The 18,493-nt window shown below is 61.0% G+C and carries 15 protein-coding genes; 9 read left to right on the top strand and 6 right to left on the bottom strand.

Annotated features, from left to right (window positions below; all coding sequences use genetic code 11):
• Window positions 1-71: 71 nt before the first annotated feature.
• Window positions 72-701, top strand: coding sequence for a LysE family translocator (locus ACIP1X_RS14355; protein WP_400752984.1), 630 nt, complete (start codon window positions 72-74; stop codon window positions 699-701).
• Here the strand turns inward: ACIP1X_RS14355 and ACIP1X_RS14360 are convergent.
• From ACIP1X_RS14360 to ACIP1X_RS14385, 6 genes are all read right to left on the bottom strand, one after another.
• Complete coding sequence (locus ACIP1X_RS14360; protein WP_400752987.1) at window positions 698-2,836, bottom strand: hypothetical protein; 2,139 nt, start codon at window positions 2,834-2,836, stop codon at window positions 698-700. The two genes, ACIP1X_RS14355 and ACIP1X_RS14360, sit on opposite strands and share 4 nt — an antisense overlap.
• Complete coding sequence (locus ACIP1X_RS14365) at window positions 2,823-4,007, bottom strand: DUF3142 domain-containing protein (RefSeq protein WP_400752989.1); 1,185 nt, start codon at window positions 4,005-4,007, stop codon at window positions 2,823-2,825. The genes ACIP1X_RS14360 and ACIP1X_RS14365 overlap by 14 nt, the downstream gene beginning before the upstream one ends.
• Window positions 4,008-4,156: 149 nt before the next feature.
• Window positions 4,157-4,984, bottom strand: a complete 828-nt coding sequence (locus ACIP1X_RS14370) for a class I SAM-dependent methyltransferase (RefSeq protein ID WP_400752992.1) — start codon at window positions 4,982-4,984, stop codon at window positions 4,157-4,159.
• The gene (locus tag ACIP1X_RS14375; protein ID WP_400752993.1) at window positions 4,978-6,132 is read right to left on the bottom strand and encodes an acyltransferase family protein; all 1,155 of its coding nucleotides are present in this window, start codon (window positions 6,130-6,132) and stop codon (window positions 4,978-4,980) included. The genes ACIP1X_RS14370 and ACIP1X_RS14375 overlap by 7 nt, the downstream gene beginning before the upstream one ends.
• The gene (locus tag ACIP1X_RS14380; RefSeq protein ID WP_400752996.1) at window positions 6,129-7,430 is read right to left on the bottom strand and encodes a glycosyltransferase; all 1,302 of its coding nucleotides are present in this window, start codon (window positions 7,428-7,430) and stop codon (window positions 6,129-6,131) included. The genes ACIP1X_RS14375 and ACIP1X_RS14380 overlap by 4 nt, the downstream gene beginning before the upstream one ends.
• Window positions 7,424-9,025 (bottom strand): glycosyltransferase, encoded by a 1,602-nt coding sequence (locus tag ACIP1X_RS14385; protein ID WP_400752998.1) that lies wholly within the window; start codon window positions 9,023-9,025, stop codon window positions 7,424-7,426. Before ACIP1X_RS14385 ends, ACIP1X_RS14380 begins: the two co-directional genes overlap by 7 nt.
• A gap of 402 nt (window positions 9,026-9,427) precedes the next feature.
• Here ACIP1X_RS14385 and ACIP1X_RS14390 point away from each other — a divergent pair, with 402 nt between their 5' ends.
• From ACIP1X_RS14390 to ACIP1X_RS14425, 8 genes are read left to right on the top strand one after another with little or no spacing between them, the layout of a single operon-like run.
• The gene (locus ACIP1X_RS14390; protein ID WP_400753001.1) at window positions 9,428-10,342 is read left to right on the top strand and encodes a GDP-mannose 4,6-dehydratase; all 915 of its coding nucleotides are present in this window, start codon (window positions 9,428-9,430) and stop codon (window positions 10,340-10,342) included.
• A complete protein-coding gene (gmd, locus tag ACIP1X_RS14395; protein WP_011336673.1) occupies window positions 10,339-11,310 on the top strand; it encodes a GDP-mannose 4,6-dehydratase in 972 nt (323 codons plus the stop codon). Before ACIP1X_RS14390 ends, gmd begins: the two co-directional genes overlap by 4 nt.
• A gap of 3 nt (window positions 11,311-11,313) precedes the next feature.
• Window positions 11,314-12,756, top strand: a complete 1,443-nt coding sequence (locus ACIP1X_RS14400) for a mannose-1-phosphate guanylyltransferase/mannose-6-phosphate isomerase (RefSeq protein WP_400753003.1) — start codon at window positions 11,314-11,316, stop codon at window positions 12,754-12,756.
• Complete coding sequence (locus tag ACIP1X_RS14405; RefSeq protein WP_400753006.1) at window positions 12,757-13,554, top strand: ABC transporter permease; 798 nt, start codon at window positions 12,757-12,759, stop codon at window positions 13,552-13,554. It begins immediately after the preceding gene.
• The gene (locus ACIP1X_RS14410) at window positions 13,554-14,807 is read left to right on the top strand and encodes an ABC transporter ATP-binding protein (RefSeq protein ID WP_400753009.1); all 1,254 of its coding nucleotides are present in this window, start codon (window positions 13,554-13,556) and stop codon (window positions 14,805-14,807) included. Before ACIP1X_RS14405 ends, ACIP1X_RS14410 begins: the two co-directional genes overlap by 1 nt.
• Window positions 14,804-16,171: a glycosyltransferase family 4 protein gene (locus ACIP1X_RS14415; protein WP_400753012.1), complete on the top strand. Its 1,368-nt coding sequence runs from the start codon at window positions 14,804-14,806 to the stop codon at window positions 16,169-16,171. The genes ACIP1X_RS14410 and ACIP1X_RS14415 overlap by 4 nt, the downstream gene beginning before the upstream one ends.
• A complete protein-coding gene (locus tag ACIP1X_RS14420; protein ID WP_400753015.1) occupies window positions 16,155-17,285 on the top strand; it encodes a glycosyltransferase family 4 protein in 1,131 nt (376 codons plus the stop codon). The genes ACIP1X_RS14415 and ACIP1X_RS14420 overlap by 17 nt, the downstream gene beginning before the upstream one ends.
• Before the next feature lies 1 nt (window position 17,286).
• A complete protein-coding gene (locus ACIP1X_RS14425; RefSeq protein ID WP_400753018.1) occupies window positions 17,287-18,417 on the top strand; it encodes a glycosyltransferase family 4 protein in 1,131 nt (376 codons plus the stop codon).
• The last annotated feature ends 76 nt before the right edge of the window (window positions 18,418-18,493 follow it).

Below are 18,493 nucleotides of genomic sequence, written 5' to 3' on the forward strand. Positions count from 1 at the left end.
CTACGCAAGCACATGCCCCGCCCTTCAGTCCTAGACTGGCGCTACCGAATCGACAACGAAAGGACTGAACCGTGGCGAGTCTCTGGCTGTTTTTCCTGGCATTGGCGGTGGTTTTTCTGCTGCCCGGCCCAGACATGATCCTGCTCCTGCAAACCGGCGCGCGTCAGGGACGCAGCGCCGCATTGGCCACGGCGATAGGTCTGGCGATTGCCCGGGGTTGTCATGTGGCGTTAGCGGCGTTGGGATTGGCGGCGTTGTTCAAAGCAGCGCCGTGGACGTTCGAAGTGGTGCGGCTGGCCGGTGCGGCGTATCTGCTGTGGATCGGTATTCAATGCCTGCGCAGCACACTGCTGCCGAACCTGACGACAGGTGAAACTGCCGATAGCCACGGCCAATGGCGCGAAGCGATCCGTCGCGGCCTGCTGACCAACCTGCTCAACCCCAAAGCCCTGTTGTTCTGCTCGGTGCTGTTGCCGCAATTCATCGTCGCCGACGGCGCGCCAGTGCTGAGCCAGTTCGCCCTGCTCGGTGCGCTGCTGGTCGGCGTCGGTCTGCTGTTCGACAGTGCCTATGCGCTGACCGGCGCCGCGCTGGGCCGTTGGCTGCAACACAGTCCAACGGCGCAACGGCTGCAGCAATGGTTGTTCGGCAGCCTGTTGATCGGCTTCGCCGTGCGCCTGACCTTCGTCCAGCAGGCTTAGCCTTTGCGGGCCTTGCGCTGACGACGGCTGATCAACAGCAACGCGGCGGCCGTGACCAAGACAATCGCGCCAACCTGCACCGGCCACTTGTATGGTCGCAACGTCGTGCGTACGGAGTCCGTGACCTGGGTGACGTAACGCTTGTCGGCGTTTTCGAAATCCGGGTACGGGCACTGATTGCCGAAATCCACCGCCCACAACACGTACGGGCCTTCCTTGATGTAACGCTGATACAGCGCGCTCTGCTCTTCGAGGCTGCTGTTCCATCCGGCCGCGTTGCACAGCACGGCAGCAAACGCCTGGCTGGTGTGCGGCAGGTTGTCGGCGGCGCGGCTGGCCAATTCGGTGGCGACGAAACGGTAGTGATAGCGCTGATCCGGTTTTGCTTCGCTGGCCTTCTGGCGCTGCACCTCGGCTTCGCTGACCAGCGGGCCGACTGTCAGCTCGGTGGTTTCCAGGCTGAAGTTACCGCCGAACGTGGCGTAATCCGGGGCCATCTCGTAACCGAGGATGTCCATGCCCCACTCGCGCGCCGTCCATGCGGCGTTGTACAGCGCACTCGCGCGTTTAGTCGGCCACCATGCGGAATCGGCTTTCAAGCGTTGCTCACCGTAGAGCCGCGCCTTGTTTTGCAGGTCGGGATTGTCGAAATAAGCGACCGCCTCGGCGTAATGCCCTTCGCGCAGCAAACGTCGACCGAGCAGATTGCGCAGGCTGGCGGCGACCGGCAGCGGCACGTAGTTGTCGCGCTCCTGCTGGGTCAGTGCGGGCGGTGCCGGGACGTTATCGTCGACGTATTTTTTCAGCTCTTCGACCGTCAGCACGCGTTCGGCCACGGTCGCCGCATCGAACCAATAGGCGCTGTTGCTGCGATACAACTGCACGAACGCTTGCAGGTATTCGCCGCGCTGCAAGGCGAGAATCGCGCTTTCGCCTTCGACCCGGCATTTCGGCTGCAGGCTTTCGTACGCCCAGTCCGGCGTGCGGCGATAACCCCAATCTTCTTTCTGCGGGAAGGCCTGCGCGGCTTTCGAATAGGCTGCGGCGGCGGCATTTTTGTCGCCGTCACGCACCGCCAGTTTCGCGCGCAGCCACCACGCGAGTCCGCCGTCGCCGGCATTTTCGAGAAAAGCTTTGGCACCGGCGTAATCGCCCTGTTGATAACTCATCGCTGCCAGACGATCAGCATTTTCCAGGCTGCCACGGGTGCTGTTTTGCAGCAGTTTCACCAGTTTCTTTTCGTTCGGCGGTTCGTCGCCAAACGACCAGCCCTGACGGCTGACCAAGGACGCCGTGACCAGTTGCTGCACCGATGTGTGCTGAAGCAACTCGGCCAGTTCGGCCTCGGGCAATTCCGCCAACTCATTCATCAATTGCTTGAGCGAGGTGTAACCCACGGCGGAACCGTGCAGGTTCTGCGCTTCATACAATTCGATGGCGGCGTTCCAGTCGCCCGCCGCGCGCACCACCCGCGCCTCTTCGCCGAGGCTGGCGACACCCAGCTCCAGCGGATCGCTGAAACCGTCGATGCTCAGTTGCCGAGCCTGACGGAACGCATCACGCGATCGCTCCAGCGCGACGACCTTATCCCCGGCTTCGCTGCTCATGGCGAACAACGTGCGCCCGAGAGAATACGCAGCCCAAGTGCTACGCAACGGACGCTGATCCGCCGGCAGCGCCAGCAGCTTGTTGAAATATTCGACGGCGAGTTGATGATCGCCCGTGGCAAACGCGACTGCGCCGGCCACGTACAAACGGATCTCCGCCGGCAGGCTGGCGCCCTGCACCTCGACCTGATGCGCATCGGTCAGGCCACGCAGTTGCTTGACCAGCGTTTGCTGCTCGGCGCTCAACCCTAGCTGTTCAGCCTTATCGCGCGCCTCGGCGGCTGCGTTTTCTTCGCCGTACAGGTCGTCGGGATTGTGCGTCGCCGCCGTGACGTTCTTCAGCCCGGCGATGGCTTTGCCGAGGCGGCTGAGTTCGAAGTTGAAATTGCCCTCCGGCAGATCCGCCAGGGTTTGCCCGCGATTGTCGAGCAGGCGCATCGGGAAGTCCGGGCCGCAGGCCAGCGCCGAGCCCAATGGCAAGCAGAGGCTCAGGCAGAGCAGATGGCGGGGCCAGTTACGGGTCAACATGCGAACCTCCTTGATCAATATGTGCGCAACGCGCCCAACCGATGGCGCGTTGTCCGCCCGCCGGCAATCGGCCGTCGCGCAGGCGGGTGAAGGTAAGCAGATCCTGGCCTTGTTGCAATGCATAACCGGCGAGCGCATCGGCACCTTCACAGCTTTGCGCCTTCAAGGTGATTTGCGCGGGCCAGGCACTGTCGAGGTTGCCGGGGTTGTCGAGTTTGATGTCGTAAAGACCATCGTTTTCGCTGAACGTCACGCCGAGCTGGCTGACGAGTTGATCGCCACGGGCAACCGCGCGCAAGGTGGTCAGGCTCCAGGCGCGGCGATCATTGGCCAGCGGCAAACGAAACCAGATCAACCCTACCAGGTGCGTCGGCGGGTCTTCGCGCAGGGTCTTGCCGAGTTGGCTCAATTGCAGCGGATCGGCGAGCAGTTCCTGCCGCTCGCCACCGCGCTCGAGTTGCACCTCGCTTTCCACCAGCGGCGCCCCACCGTCGTCCGGCAACAGCGCGACACCGTAGGCCGGCAGCGCGAGATAAAACGGTTTATCGGTGATTCGCGACCAAGCCTTCGCCCACTTCAATGCCTGATCGGAATCAAACAAACCTCGACGCGGATCGCTGACCGCGTGGACTTGCAGCACGCTGCTGTCGACGGCTTGCAGGAGTGTCGGCAATTGCGCGCTGTCGAGCCAGGCTGGCAGTGCGGTGATGCTCAGCGGGATCTCTTTCGGCAATGCCGAGCGCAGCTGTTTGAGGAATTCAGCGTAGGCCAGTAAACGCGCATTACCGGCGTCGTGATCGATCTCGACGCCGCTCAACGTCAAGCCTTGCGCCTGCCAATCGGCGAGCACTTGGAGAATCTGTGCAGTGACTTGATCTTGATCCAGCGACTTGAGCTGGCCATCGAGACGAATCACCGCGATCAACGCACGGCCATCGGCTTTCAATAACCGCGCATCGATTCGCGCGCGGCTCCATCCGGCATTGGGGAAGGCCTGCAGGGCGAGGACGCGCAGCGTTGAGAAATCATTGTGGCTGTCGCGCAACGCCGACTCATGGGCCGGCGTCCATTGGCGTTGCCAGATGTAGAGTTGTTGGTCGAGGGGTGGCGCGTCTTGCTGCTTGCAACCCACAAGCAAGATGCCCAAGAACAGACCGACAATGAACCGCATACCTTCCAACCTCCGAACACCACAAGGCTGCAAGGTTACACAAAACCTTGTGGGAGCGGGCTTGCTCGCGAAGGGGCCGTGTCAGTCAACATATAGGTTGGATGACAAACCGCCTTCGCGAGCAAGCCCGCTCCCACAGGGGAAAGTGTTCAGGGTTTACGGGCGATGATCACCTGGCTTTTCGCGACGACAGCATCCAGCGCCTGTTTGATCTGCGCGCCGCGCGGCGAGTCGAGCACGGCTTGCCAGGTATCAGCCCAGTGATTGAGCAGCGGATGATCCGGGTTGCTGAAATCGACCTTGGCTTCCCAGAACAGCAGCATCCACATCGACCAGTAAAACCCGTACTGGCTGTGGCTGATGATCTCCAGCCCGGCCTCGCTGACCATCGCCTTGAACTGTTCTTCGCTGATGATGCGAATGTGGTTGGGCTTCTGGAAATACTCGGCCGCAGCGATATCTTTCTGCAGGTCTTCGGAGCTTGGGTGCGGCACGCTCAGCAGGTACAAGGCGCCCGGTTTGCCGACGCGCACCAGTTCCGCGAGAAATTGCGCCGGGTCGTCGACGTGCTCGATGACTTCAGTGGAGACCACACGCGTGGCCGTGGCATCGGCAATCGGCAGCGGATTGCAATCGGAGACGTGGCATTCGATGTCGCGCGCCGGGGTATCGCTCAGGCGCTGACGGGTCGCTTCAACCTTGGCCGCATCGATGTCGGCAATGATGATCTTCGCCCCGCGCATGCCGCAGAAATGCACGTTGCCGCCGTCGCCACAGCCGACGTCGAGCAGCGTGTCATCGGCAGTCACCGGGAAGCCTGTGAACAGCTCGCCGGTTTGCTGATTGAACCAGCCACTGAGCATCGCATCGTGCAGGCCGAGCATGTACGGATCGGTCTTTTCCACGGTCGCCGCGACAGGCTGCGCGGGGGCCGGTGCAGGCGTGCCCGCCGTGAGTTTCTTCAAAAGGCTCAGCATGAGGTGGCTCCAGAGGATGGGACGGCGGTTCGGGACGTGCCGAGGCGTTTGACCAGCGCAGCGCCACGGTTGCGCATCGGCATTTCGATAAAGCGGTAATTCAGTTCGCTGAGCAGCACGATCAGACCGAACGCCAGCAACAGCGTGACGATCGGGTGCCCGGCCGGGCTCGGCAAACCGGCATTCTGCAAACGGAAAATCAGTTCACGCACCAGTTGATAGGCCGGAATGTGGATCAGATATATCCCGTAGGAACGACTGCCGACCCACGCCAGCAAGCGCTGCACAGTTCCGGCCGGCATCAGGTAATCGCGGTTGTACGAGGCGATCCACACCAGTACGGCGCTGAGCACGGCGATCGAACCGATGCGGTAACTGGCAAACGTGAAACGGTCGGTGGCCATAAAGCTCAGCAGCAAACCGATGGCGATCAGCGCTGAAATGCCGGCCCACGGACGACGCAAGAACGTCGGCTGCCAACGCTGATAACTCGGCTGCACGCTCCACATCGCCAACAGCACGCCGAGGGCCAGCGCATCGGTGCGCACCACCATCAGCAACGGCGTGCGCACGGTCAGAATCTGCACCGCGACCAGCGCCAGCAACGCCCAGACCAGATTTCGGCGAAACAGCAGAATCAGCAGCGGGAACAGCAGATAAAACTGCTCCTCCAGCGCCAGACTCCAGTAAACAAAACTGCTGCCATATTCGTAGTGAAAGAAACTGTCGGCAAAGCGGAAGTTGGCGTACTGCAACACCCCGGCCAGCGTCGCTTGCAGGTTGGCAGCCAGCGTGCCGAACGCTCCGGAGCGATTGAGAAACACGCAGGCCAGCAACATCAGCGCCAGCCATAACCACGCCGAAGGCAACAGCCGAAACGCCCGGCGCAGCCAGAAATTGCGCGTCTCCTGCCAATATTCCTGACGCGTCGTACAGCCTTGCAGCGTCGGGATCAGGCTGCGGGCGATGACAAACCCGGAGATCGCGAAAAACAGATCGACGCCCCACCACGGCTGCGCCCAGCCATGAATCTGCTCCAGCAACGGCACCGGATCGGTGAACAGGCTGCCCTGCAAGTGATGGAACAACACGCCCAGCACGGCAATCGCGCGCAGGACTTCAATGTCCATGATCCGTTTACTGGTCATGCTTCGGGCGCTTCCATCGCCACAGCGCGTTGCTCGAATAACTGCGCGAGGAACACCTGCAACCGTTGCTCGGCCACGGCCTGACTGCAGAAACCTTGCAGGCTGCTGACCGCTTGCGCCGACATCTCTGCATAACGCGCCGGCTGGTTTTTCGCCACGTCGTAACTGGCTTTATAGGCCTCGCACAACGACGCCCAATTGGTCACGTAACGCAACGTGCGGAAAGCTCGACGCGGGTCGTGCGGCCAGGCGGTGAGTTCGTCGGTGGACTCGATCAGGAACGCGTTGTCGGCGCTCAGGTAATCGATCATCGCCGTGGTGCGCGGCGCCACCGCCGGTTTGCCGCAGGACATGAATTCCATCAGCGGCAAGCACTGACCTTCGCCGTACGAGGTGTTGACCACGTAACGCGTGGCCTGCACCAGACGCTCGTAATCCGGATCGGCGAGGTAGCCGTAGATCAGCACGATGCGGCAGCGATAGGACTGGTTTTTGTACAGGTGATGGAGGATGTCGCCGAGCGCTTCTTCGGCATCGTGATGGGTCAGTTTGAGCACCAGCGTCGCGTCTTCGACGTCGCGAAAACTCACGCAAAACGCGCTGAGCATGTCTTCCCAATTCTTGCGCCCGTCGCCGGGATTGAACACCGAGGTGTACACCACGCCCTCGAGCAACAGCTCTTGCTCGGTGACCGGCGCAGTAAAATCGATGCCTTCGCCGCTACGCAGATGCGCCGGGCCGAAGGCATTCAGATCAAGCTTGCGACTGTCCGCCACCAAGCCTTTGATGGTCAGGCGCAGCGGCCCTGTCGAAGGTTGCCCCTGCAACTGCGCGCCGCGTGCGGCAAAGCGATCCCACACCGGTGCCGGCACCGCGACGATCGGGTAATCCTCGCTCATCGCCTCGCGCACGGCGTTGACCGTGTAATTGGAATGGGTGATTGCCGCGCCACAAGCGGCCAGCACGGTGCGCCAGTCGTTGCGCGGCTCACCGGCAAACGGCTCGTTGGGGATGGTGCTGAATTCCCACGCGAACACCGGCAGCGTCGGACACGCCAGGTGCACCGGGGTGCGATGTGGCGGCGAGAACGACAGAAATACACAAGGCTCGCCGCGGCTCAGGCATTCGCGATACAGCGCATCGACTTCGGCCTGCGGATCGAGCACTTCCACCACTCGCCCGATTCGTTCGAGCACCGGGCGATATTCCTTGAGCACGAAGTAATAGCTGTACTCCGAACGCCCGAGATTCTGCGCGATGGTGTGCTGGTTGGTTTCCGAATGAATGATGATCAGCATGAGGCGTTATCCGTCACAGGCGCCACATCGACAGCCTTGGGTGTCAGCGCGAAAAAGTCCGCCATGCGTTTTTGCACCGGCGCGAACGCGCAGTAATCGTGCATGCGCGCGACGGCGGCCGCCGACATCCGCTGATAATCCTGCGGCTGGGTCTTGGCCATCCGATAGCTGTTTTCGTAAGCGGTTTTCAGCGAGCCCCAGTCCGGGCGGTAACGCAACGTGCGGTAGATGATGCGCGTGTCTTGCGGCCAGATCGTCAGCTCTTCGCTGGACTTGACCACGAACGCCACCGACTCATCGATGTAATCTTCCATCGCCGTGTGATCGGGGGCGATCACCGGTTTGCCGCCGGACATGAACTCCATCAGCGGCAGGCACAACCCTTCGCAGCGCGAGGCGTTCACATAGAAGCTCGCAGCCTGATACAGCCGGGCGTACTGCGCGTCGTCGAGGTAACCGTGCATCACCACCACCCGACAAGCGAACGGCGTGAGCTGCGCGAGCAAGGTCATTAATTCACTGTAATAGGACGCCAGATCGTTCTGGGTAATCTTCAGCACCAGCGTCGCGTCAGATGTTTCACGGAACGCCCAGCAGAACGCGGTGATCAGTTGATGCCAGTTCTTGCGGCCATCCTTGGGGTTGAACACGCTGACGTAGACCACGCCATCGACTGTGGTCTCGACCACCGAGGTGGTGTCCGGCAAATCCAGTGGCACCGGCTCAATCACAGGTACCGGCTGCGCGCCACACACTGCCGGCAGACGTTGTTCGAGCCAGCCATGCAGCGTGTCCGGCACCAGGTCGCGAAGGCCCTCCCAATACCAGTTGTAGAGAAACTTCACGCGCGGCACCGGCTCGGTCTGCTCGTGACCGAGATTCAGCGCCCACAAACGCAGGTAATGCCGGGCGATGACGAAGCGGCGTTTGAGGGTCAGCGGTGGCGGGCGCGCGGCTTCGATGGCGGCGGCCAGCGCGGCCTCTTCTTCAGGGGTGATCGGCACCGGGATTAGCGCATCGGCTGTGAGGCCAAGGGTGCGCGTGTCGAAAATGCAGCCCTTGATCGCCAGCGTGGTACCCGGATTCACAGGTGTACTCAGCGTTTGCTGACGAATCGTGGCGAAGTTTTCCCACAGCGGCGTCGGCAACACCAGCACCGGAAAGTCTTCACCCATGGCGCGACGAATCGCCCGGGCGGTGTGGCTCGACAGCGTGATCACGCGGCCCTGCCGGGCGAGCATCTGCGTCCAGTCCTGGCGCGGGTCGTTGTCCCACTGCTCGTCAGGTATCGAATCGAACTCCCACGCCACCACGCACATCGTCGGGCATTCGAGGTCGACCGGGGTTTTCTGCGGCGGGGTGAACGACAGGAACAGGCTTTCTTCGCCGGCGGCGAGCAATTGTCGATACAGCGGATCGACGTCGGCGGTGGACGCGACCACGTGCACACGCCCAAGGCTTTCCAGCACCGGGCGATAGGCCTTGAGCACGAAGTAATAACTGTATTCGGGACGCCCGAGGCTCTGGCGGATGGAGCTGTCGTTGACGTCCGAGTAGAGAATGAAATTCATGGCATCCCACGATGAAGCTGCCATCCCGGCACCTTCATGCTATGACGGCCGAGCGTCGGATCGGGTCGGCAGGGCCGGCACTCGTCCTTCGTCATCAAACACGTCTTCGTTCTTGTTTTAGTGGTCGGTTTCACCCTGCGTCGCGGTTCCCGAATCAAACCCCGGGATTTGGCGACGAGGGGCATTCTAAACACATCCGTTGAGGATTCGTGAACCGCCCGGCGAGAATAAATCCGCTACGCTGACGAGAACTGACCAGTCACGGTATGGCCAGTTGAAATTGCTCGGCAATTGGCACAGATTGACAGCAAATAACTACAACAACGTTTTCGCCTGTCGTCTTAGCGGTTTTTTCCACCGATCTGACAGACCCTTCTCTAAAGCCTGTAGGAAGTGCTGCGAAAACCAAGACCAAGGGGTCGCTGTTTGAAAAAGCGTCTGTTCGTCACGGGTCTCAGTGGATTCGTTGGACAACATATTCAGTCACGTTTGGCCTCGTCTGATTCTGCGTGGGAACTGCTGCCTGCAGCTTCACGTTTTGATCTGACGGATCCCGACAGCCTTGTCGACCTCTGGCCGCACATGCCCGACGCGGTCATTCATCTGGCTGGCCAGACATTCGTCCCCGAAGCCTTCCGCGACCCGGCCCGCACCTTCGACATCAATTTGCTCGGCACCCTCAATCTGTTGCAAGCCCTCAAGGCCCGTGGCTTTCAGGGCACCTTTCTGTACGTCAGCTCTGGCGACGTTTACGGTCAGGTCAGCGAGAACGATCTGCCAATCACCGAACAACAAGCGCCCTGCCCGCGCAACCCGTACGCGGTGAGCAAACTCTCGGCCGAGTTTCTCAGCCTGCAATGGGGTTTGAGCGAGGGCTGGCCGGTGCTCGTCGCGCGGCCGTTCAACCACATTGGCCCCGGGCAGAAAGACAGCTTTGTCATCGCCAGCGCGGCGCGGCAGATCATTCGCATCAAGCAAGGCCTGCAAGCACCACAACTGGAAGTCGGCGATATTGACGTCAGCCGTGATTTTCTCGATGTTGGCGACGTGGTTTCGGCGTATTTCGCGCTGCTGGAAAAGGGCCAGGCAGGACAGGTTTACAACATCTGCTCGGGGCAGGAGCAGAGCATCCGCAGTCTGATTGAACAACTGGCCGATCTGGCCGAAGTAACCATGCAACTGGTTCAGGATCCGGCGCGTATGCGACGCGCCGATCAGCGTCGCGTTTGCGGCAGCCATGAACGGCTGACCAAAACCACAGGATGGACGCCTGACATCACCACACAACAATCCCTGCGGGCGATCCTGTCCGACTGGGAGAAGCGAGTAAAACAAGAATGACTAAAAGTGCACTGATCACAGGGATCACCGGCCAGGACGGCGCTTATCTGGCGAAACTGTTGCTCGACAAGGGCTACAAGGTTCATGGCCTGGTGGCACGACGCAGCAGCGATTCGCGCTGGCGCCTGCGCGAGATGGGTGTCGAAGCCGACATCGTTTATCTCGACGGCGACATGGCCGATGCCTGCTCGGTGCAGCGCGCGGTCATCAAATCGGCGCCGGACGAAGTCTATAACCTCGCCGCGCAAAGTTTTGTCGCCGCCTCCTGGGATCAACCGGTGACCACCGGCATCGTTGATGGTCTGGGTGTCACGCACTTGCTTGAAGCGATCCGTCAATTCAGCCCGCACACGCGCTTCTATCAGGCCTCGACCAGCGAAATGTTCGGTCTGATCCAGGCCGAGCAGCAGGACGAGAACACGCCGTTCTACCCGCGCAGCCCGTACGGCGTGGCCAAGTTGTACGGTCACTGGATCACCGTCAACTATCGCGAAAGCTTCAACCTGCACGCCAGCAGCGGCATCCTCTTCAACCATGAATCGCCCCTGCGCGGCATCGAGTTCGTCACCCGCAAGGTCACCGACGCTGCCGCTCGCATCAAGCAAGGCAAACAGCAGGAGCTGGCCTTGGGCAACATTGATGCGAAACGCGACTGGGGTTTTGCCGGCGATTACGTCGAAGCCATGTGGCTGATGCTGCAACAGGACAAGCCTGACGATTTCGTGGTCGCCACCGGCGTCACCACCACGGTGCGCGAGATGTGCCGCATCGCCTTCGATCACGTCGGCCTCAACTACCGCGATTACGTGAAGATCGACCCGGCGTTTTTCCGTCCGGCCGAAGTTGAAGTGCTGCTCGGCAATCCGGCCAAGGCTCAGCGCGTGCTGGGCTGGAAGCCGAAAACCGACCTGGATACCTTGATCCGCATGATGATGGATGCGGACATGAAACGCGTCGCCAAGGAGTAGGCCATGCTGATCCCCGTGATTTTGTCCGGCGGTGCCGGCACTCGTTTGTGGCCGGTGTCCCGCGAGGGCCATCCGAAACCGTTCATGAATTTGCCCGACGGCCAGTCGCTGCTCGGCAAGACCTACCAGCGCGCGGCAGCTTTGCTCGACGGCTGGGGCGACATCGTCACGGTGACCAATCGCGAGTACTACTTCCAGAGCAAGGATCACTATTGCGCCGCCCACGTCTCGCGCCATCGCGGACACTTCCTGCTGGAGCCGACCGGGCGCAATACTGCGCCGGCTATCGCTGCCGCAGCCTTGTCGCTGCAAGCGCTGCACGGTGATGACGCGATCATGGTGGTGATGCCGGCCGACCATTTGATCGTCAATCAGGACGCACTGAAAACCGCCGTCGAGCACGCGGTGAATCTGGCCAAGGACGGTTATCTGGTGACTTTCGGTGTGATCCCGACCGCGCCGGAAACCGGCTTCGGCTACATCGAAACCGGCGCGCCGCTGGACGCCAAAGGTGCGGCGAAAGTGCAGCGCTTCGTCGAGAAACCCGACCTGCAAACCGCGACGCATTATCTGGAGAGCGGCAACTTCCTGTGGAACTCGGGGATGTTCTGCTTCACCACTGCCACCGTGATTGCCGAGCTGCAATTGCATGCGCCTGAACTGCTGGAACAGACCCGCGCCTGCATGGCCGCCAGCGCACCGATCGAAACCGTCGGTTGCCTGCAACAAGAGCTGTCACCGGCGCTGTTCGCGGAAATCACCGACATCTCCATCGACTACGCATTGATGGAGCGCTCGGAAAAAGTCGTGGTGGTGCCGGCCGGTTTTGACTGGAGCGACATCGGTTCGTGGGGCGCCGTCGCGGCACTGGTGCCGGCCGATGCCGACAACAACCGCGCCAGCGGCGAAGCGATCTTCATTGATAGCCACAATAATTTCGTGCAGAGCGAAGGCCGCTTGGTGGCGACGGTGGGTGTGGATAACCTGATCATCGTCGACACCGCCGACGCGGTGCTGGTGGCCCACGCCGACCGTGCGCAGGACGTGCGTCGGGTGGCCAAGCAACTCAAGGACAAATCCCACGAAGCCTATCGGTTGCATCGTACAGTCAGCCGCCCGTGGGGTACTTACACTGTTCTCGAAGAAGGGCCGCGCTTCAAGATCAAGCGCATCGTGGTCAAACCCGGTGGCAAGCTGTCCCTGCAAATGCACCATCACCGCAATGAACACTGGGTGGTCGTCGAAGGCATGGCCAAGGTCACCAACAACGGCAGCGGCACCACGCTGGTGGCGAAAAATGAATCGACCTTTATTGCCGCCGGCCACAAACATCGCCTGGAAAACCCCGGGGTGATCGATCTGGTGATCATCGAAGTGCAAAGCGGCGAATACCTGGGAGAGGACGACATCGTCCGCTTCGAAGACCAATACGGCAGGACGGTTTAAATGCTGCTTTCCCTGTACCGCTCGTTGCATGGCTACCGAGGTTTCATCCTCGGCAGCGTGCAGCGAGAGTTTCAAGCGCGTTACCGCAATTCGTTGTTCGGCGCCCTGTGGCCGATCTTCAACCCGCTATCGATGATCGTCGTTTACACGGTGATCTTTTCCCACATCATGCGCGCCCGTTTACCGGGCGTGGATGACAGCATGGCCTACAGCGTTTACCTCTGCGCCGGGCTGCTGGCGTGGGGGCTGTTTTCCGAAATCACCTTGCGCAGCCAGAACATGTTTCTGGAAAACGCCAACCTGCTGAAGAAAATCAGCTTCCCGCGCATCTGCCTGCCGGTGATTGTGCTGTGCAATGCCGGGATCAACTTCGCGATCATCATCAGCCTGTTTCTCGGCTTTCTGCTGATCACCGGGCGTTGGCCGGGCATGGCGCTGCTGGCGCTGATTCCGCTGATCGCCCTGCAAATGATGTTCTGCGCTGGGCTGGGCATGGTGCTCGGCGTACTCAACGTGTTCTTCCGCGATGTCGGCCAGTTGTTCGGCATCTGCCTGCAATTCTGGTTCTGGCTGACGCCGATCGTTTACCCGATCACGATCCTCCCGGAATGGGTGCAGCGCCTGCTGCAACTCAACCCGCTGACCAATCTGTTCAGCAGTTATCAAAACCTGTTTCTCTATGGTCAGTGGCCGGTCTGGAGCTCGCTGCTGCCGATCTTCGTCACGGGCGTGGTGTTTTGTCTGATCGGTCTGCGGCTGTTTCGCCAGCGCGTCGGCGAAATGGTGGATGAACTCTGATGGGGCATATTCGCGTCACCGGCCTGAGCAAGGCCTACAAACAATACCCCAACCGCTGGAGCCGACTGGCCGAGTGGCTGATCCCGTTTTCGCCGATCCGCCACCGCCAGCACTGGGTGCTGCAAGACGTCGAATTCGAAATCGCCCCCGGTGAAGCGGTGGGCATCGTCGGTGCCAACGGTGCCGGCAAAAGCACCTTGCTGAAGATGATCACCGGCACCACCCAACCCACCAGCGGCAAGATCGAACTGCAAGGTCGCGTCGCTGCGCTGCTGGAGTTGGGCATGGGTTTCCACCCGGATTTCACCGGTCGCCAGAACGCAATCATGGCCGGCCAGTTGCTGGGCATGCAGCTCGAAGAAATCGAAGCGCTGATGCCCGACATCGAGCATTTCGCCGAGATCGGCGACGCCATCGACCACCCGGTGCGCACCTATTCCAGCGGTATGCAAATGCGCCTGGCGTTCAGCGTCGCCACGGCACGGCGTCCGGATATTCTTATCGTCGACGAAGCGCTGTCGGTGGGCGACGCCTACTTCCAGCACAAAAGCTTTGAGCGCATCCGCAGTTTCCGTAAATCCGGCACCACGTTGCTGATCGTGTCCCATGACCGTTCGGCAATTCAGTCGATCTGCGACTCGGCGATCCTGCTCAAGGATGGCCGCATGGCCATGTACGGCAAACCGGAACCGGTGCTCGATTACTACAACGCGCTGATGGCCGAACGCGAAGGCCAGATCGTCCGTCAGGAAATGCTCGCCGGCGGCGAAGTGCAAACCGTCTCCGGTACCGGCGAAGCGGCGATTCTTGGCGTGCGCCTGCTCGATGAAAATGATCGCAGCATCGACGCCGCCGAAGTCGGCCAAGCGGTGGTGCTCGAAGTCCAGGTCGAGGTGCGCAAGGACATCGAACGGCTGGTGCTGGGCTTTATTCTCAAGGATCGTCTGGGCCAGATGATGTACGGCATCAATACCCATCGCCTCGACAAGGCCTTGACCGACCTGCACGCCGGCGAACGTTTCACCTATCGCTTCGCTTTCATCATGGGTCTGGGCAAGGGCAATTATTCGGTGTCGCTGAGCCTGTCACGTCTGGACTCGCACCTCGACCGCAATTTCGAATGGCGTGACTACGGGCTGGTGTTCCACGTGATCAACAACCGTCAGGAAGACTTTGTCGGTTGCTCGTGGCTCGGCGCCAAAACCACCATCACTCGCGACACCGAGGCCCTGCACGTCGAGCGCGCACCATGACGCGCCTGCTGGTGGAATGCACCCACGTGTTCAAACACCCGACGGTCAACTCGGGGATTCAACGCGTGGTGCGCAACGTCATCAATCAACTGCCGGCCAGCGCCGACGGCGTCGAGTGCATGCCGGTGGTGGTGCTCAATGGCGAACTCTATCGGGTGCTGCAACTGGCGCCGCTGAATACGCCGTTTTACAACGCCCTGGAAACCTTCGGTGGGCGCCTTGAGCGTCTGGCCCATCGCTTCTGGCAATGGCATCAAAAGCGCGACGCACAGTGCACCTCGAAACTGGCGCGACGGATTTTGTATGTCGGTTATCGGCTGACGGTGTTCGCTGCGTTCGGCGTGCCGATTCGCCTGATTCGGCGGATCAACCGTACGCAATTGCTCAAACGTTGTTCACCGTTGCAACACCAGCCGGGCGATCAATTGGTGCTGCTGGATTCGTCGTGGCACTCGGATTTATTTGCCCACGTCGAACAGCTCAAACGCGACGGCGTCGGCGTGATCGCGGTGATCTACGACTTGATTCCGCTGACTCATCCCCAGTTTTACGACACGCGTCTGGTCGAGGTTTTCAGCGAGTGGTTCGCCTGGATCACCCGCACAGCCGATGGCTACATGGCGATTTCGGCGACGGTACGCGATCAGGTGCGGGAAGAATTGCAGCGGCGAATCGGTGGCGAGCAGACCGACAAGCGCTGGTTCGATTTCTTTCACTTGGGTTCTGAACTGGATCTGCACACCACCGAGGCAACGGTTGAGCCGCGCCTGAAACAGCTGTTCACCACGCCCGAGCCGGTGTTTTTGATGGTCAGCACCATCGAACCGCGCAAGAACCACGCGTACCTGCTCGACGCCTTTGAACGCGCCTGGGTTGCGGGCTCAACCGCGCGGCTGTGCATCGCCGGGCGAGTCGGCTGGAAGTGCGAAGCCCTGCTCACCCGGGTGCGCAATCATCCCGAGCTGAACACGCGCCTGTTCATGTTTAACGACCTCAGCGACACCAGCCTCGAACACGCGTACGCCCACGCGAGCGCGTTGGTGTTCCCGTCGTTCGTCGAAGGCTTTGGCCTGCCGCTGGTGGAAGCCATGCAGCGCGGCTTGCCGGCGATGGGCAGCGATATCGCGGTGTTTCGCGAAATTGGCGGCGAGTTCATGGCCTACTTCGATCTGCAGAATTCGCAAAGCCTTGCCGACCTGATCATTGGTTTCCAGCGCAGCGGCCAGTTTCCCGCTGCGCGCGATGTCGCCGACTGGCAGTGGATTGGCTGGCGCGAAGCCAGTCAGCAACTGGCTGAACGCAGTGTGCGTAATGTTCTGGAAGCGCCGATGGCGCCAGCGAGGCAGCATGCGCATTGCCCTTAACGCACGCATTCTGCAGGCGCCGCGCACCGGCATCGGCCATTACGTCGCTGAACTGGTCAATGCCTTGCGCAGCGAACCTGATGTCGAAGTCACGCTGTTCCACGGCTGGGGCTGGAGTTCGGCGCTGCCGGAAGCGGCCATGCCCGGTTACTCGCGACTGACGCCGCTGCTGCGGCAAATCCCCGGGGCCTATCAGGCGCGGCGCTGGCTGGAGCAGAAGCGTTTCGATCAAGGTCGCGCGCAAGGCATCGATCTGTATCACGAGCCGAGCCTGTGGCCGCTGGCCTTCGACGGCCCGACGGTGATTACTTTGCACGACCTCACGCACCTGCATTTCCCCGACACACAGCCCGCCGCGCGGCTCAAGGAAATCGAGCGGCGACTGGCGATCGGCGTTGCGCAGGCGCAGCTGATTCTCACTGACTCGCAAGCCATCGCCGATGAGGCTCAGAATTATTTCGGCTTGCCTGCCGAGCGTTTTGTGGTCGCCCCGTTGGGCGTCGCGGCACGCTTTCATCCGCGTGAGCCATTGGCGATCGACGCGGTGCTCAAAACGCACGCGGTAACGGCGCGCGAATATTTCCTCTGTGTCGGCACGTTGGAGCCGCGCAAAAACCTGACGCTCGCCCTGCGCGCCCACGCCTTGTTGCCAGAAGCCGTGCGCGAGCGCTTTCCGCTGCTGATCGTCGGCATGGCCGGCTGGCAGCGCGATCAATTCAGTGACGAATTGCGTCAGGCCCTGGCCAGCGGTCATGTGTGCCTGCTCGGTTACTTGCCCGATGAACACGTGGCGCAATTGCTCGCCGGCGCGCGGGCACTGATTTTTCCTTCGCTGTACGAAGGTTTCGGTCTGCCGGTGCTGGAGGCAATGGCCAGTGGCACGCCGGTGGTGGTCACCGGTTCTTCGGCGATGCCGGAAGTGGCGGGCCCGGCCGGCAACTATATTGAAGCTGACGATGCACAAGGCTTGCGCGATGCGATGAGCCTTCTGATCGACGATCAAGCACATTGGCAGGCATGCCGAGAAGCCGGATTGCAGCAGGCACGGCTTTTTTCCTGGAAGCGTTGTGCACAGGCCACGGCCGGTGCCTACCGCCAGGCCATGGGAGGTTGATATGCGCGTACTTCACTTTTTCAAAACGTACCTGCCGGACTCGGTCGGCGGCATCGAACAAGTGATCTTCCAGCTCTGCGAAAGCGGCGCCCAGCACGGCATCGATGGCCAGGTGCTGACACTCAGCAGCGACCCGACACCGCCCGTGGTCAAACTCGGTCACCATGAAGTGCACCGCGCCAAACTCGACATTCAGTTCGCCTCCACCGGTTTTTCCTGGAGCGTGTTCAAACAGTTTCGCGAAATGGCCGCCGAGGCCGACGTTGTCAACTATCACTTCCCGTGGCCGTTCATGGATCTGGTGCATTTCGCCAGCGCCACGCACAAACCCAGCGTCGTGACCTACCACTCGGACATCATTCGCCAGAAGCACCTGCTGAAACTTTACCGGCCGCTGATGAACCGCTTCCTCGCCAGCGCCGACCGCATCGTCGCGGCGTCGCCGAACTACCTGCACACCAGCGATGTGCTGCAGCAGTTTCAGGACAAGACTCGAGTCATCCCCTACGGTTTGAACAAGGCCGGTTATCCACAGGCCGATACTGAGCGCCTGAACCGCTGGCGCCAGCAGCTTGGGGATAAGTTTTTCCTGTTCGTCGGGGTCATGCGTTATTACAAAGGCCTGCACATCCTGCTCGATGCGCTGAAAGACGTGGACTACCCGGTGGTGATCGTCGGCGCCGGCCCGCTCGAGCAGGAGCTGCATGCGCAAGCTGCAGCGTTGGGGCTGCGCAACATTCATTTCCTCGGCCGCCTGGGCGATGAAGACAAAGTCGCGTTGCTGCAATTGAGCTACGCGATCGTCTTCCCGTCGCACCTGCGTTCGGAAGCGTTCGGTATTTCGCTGCTGGAAGGCGCGATGTACGGCAAACCGATGATCTCCAGCGAGATCGGCACGGGTACCAGTTACATCAACATTCACAACGAGACCGGATTGGTGGTGCCGCCGAGTCATCCACAGGCATTTCGCGAGGCGATGCGTACGCTCTGGGATGATCCGGTACGTGCGGCGGCGATGGGGGTGAAAGCGGAGGCGCGGTATCGGCAGTTATTCACAGCCGACGAAATGGGCCGCAAGTGGACGGAGCTGTATCAGGAATTGCTCGAAGAAAAATCCCTGTCCTACGCCTGACTTCGGCCTGAAACACATTCCCCATTGTGGGAGCGGGCTTGCTCGCGAAAGCGTCGGGTCAGTCGACATCATCGTT

The sequence above is a fragment of the Pseudomonas sp. NPDC088885 genome, assembly GCF_044750025.1.
GTDB classification, from domain to species: domain Bacteria; phylum Pseudomonadota; class Gammaproteobacteria; order Pseudomonadales; family Pseudomonadaceae; genus Aquipseudomonas; species Aquipseudomonas rustica.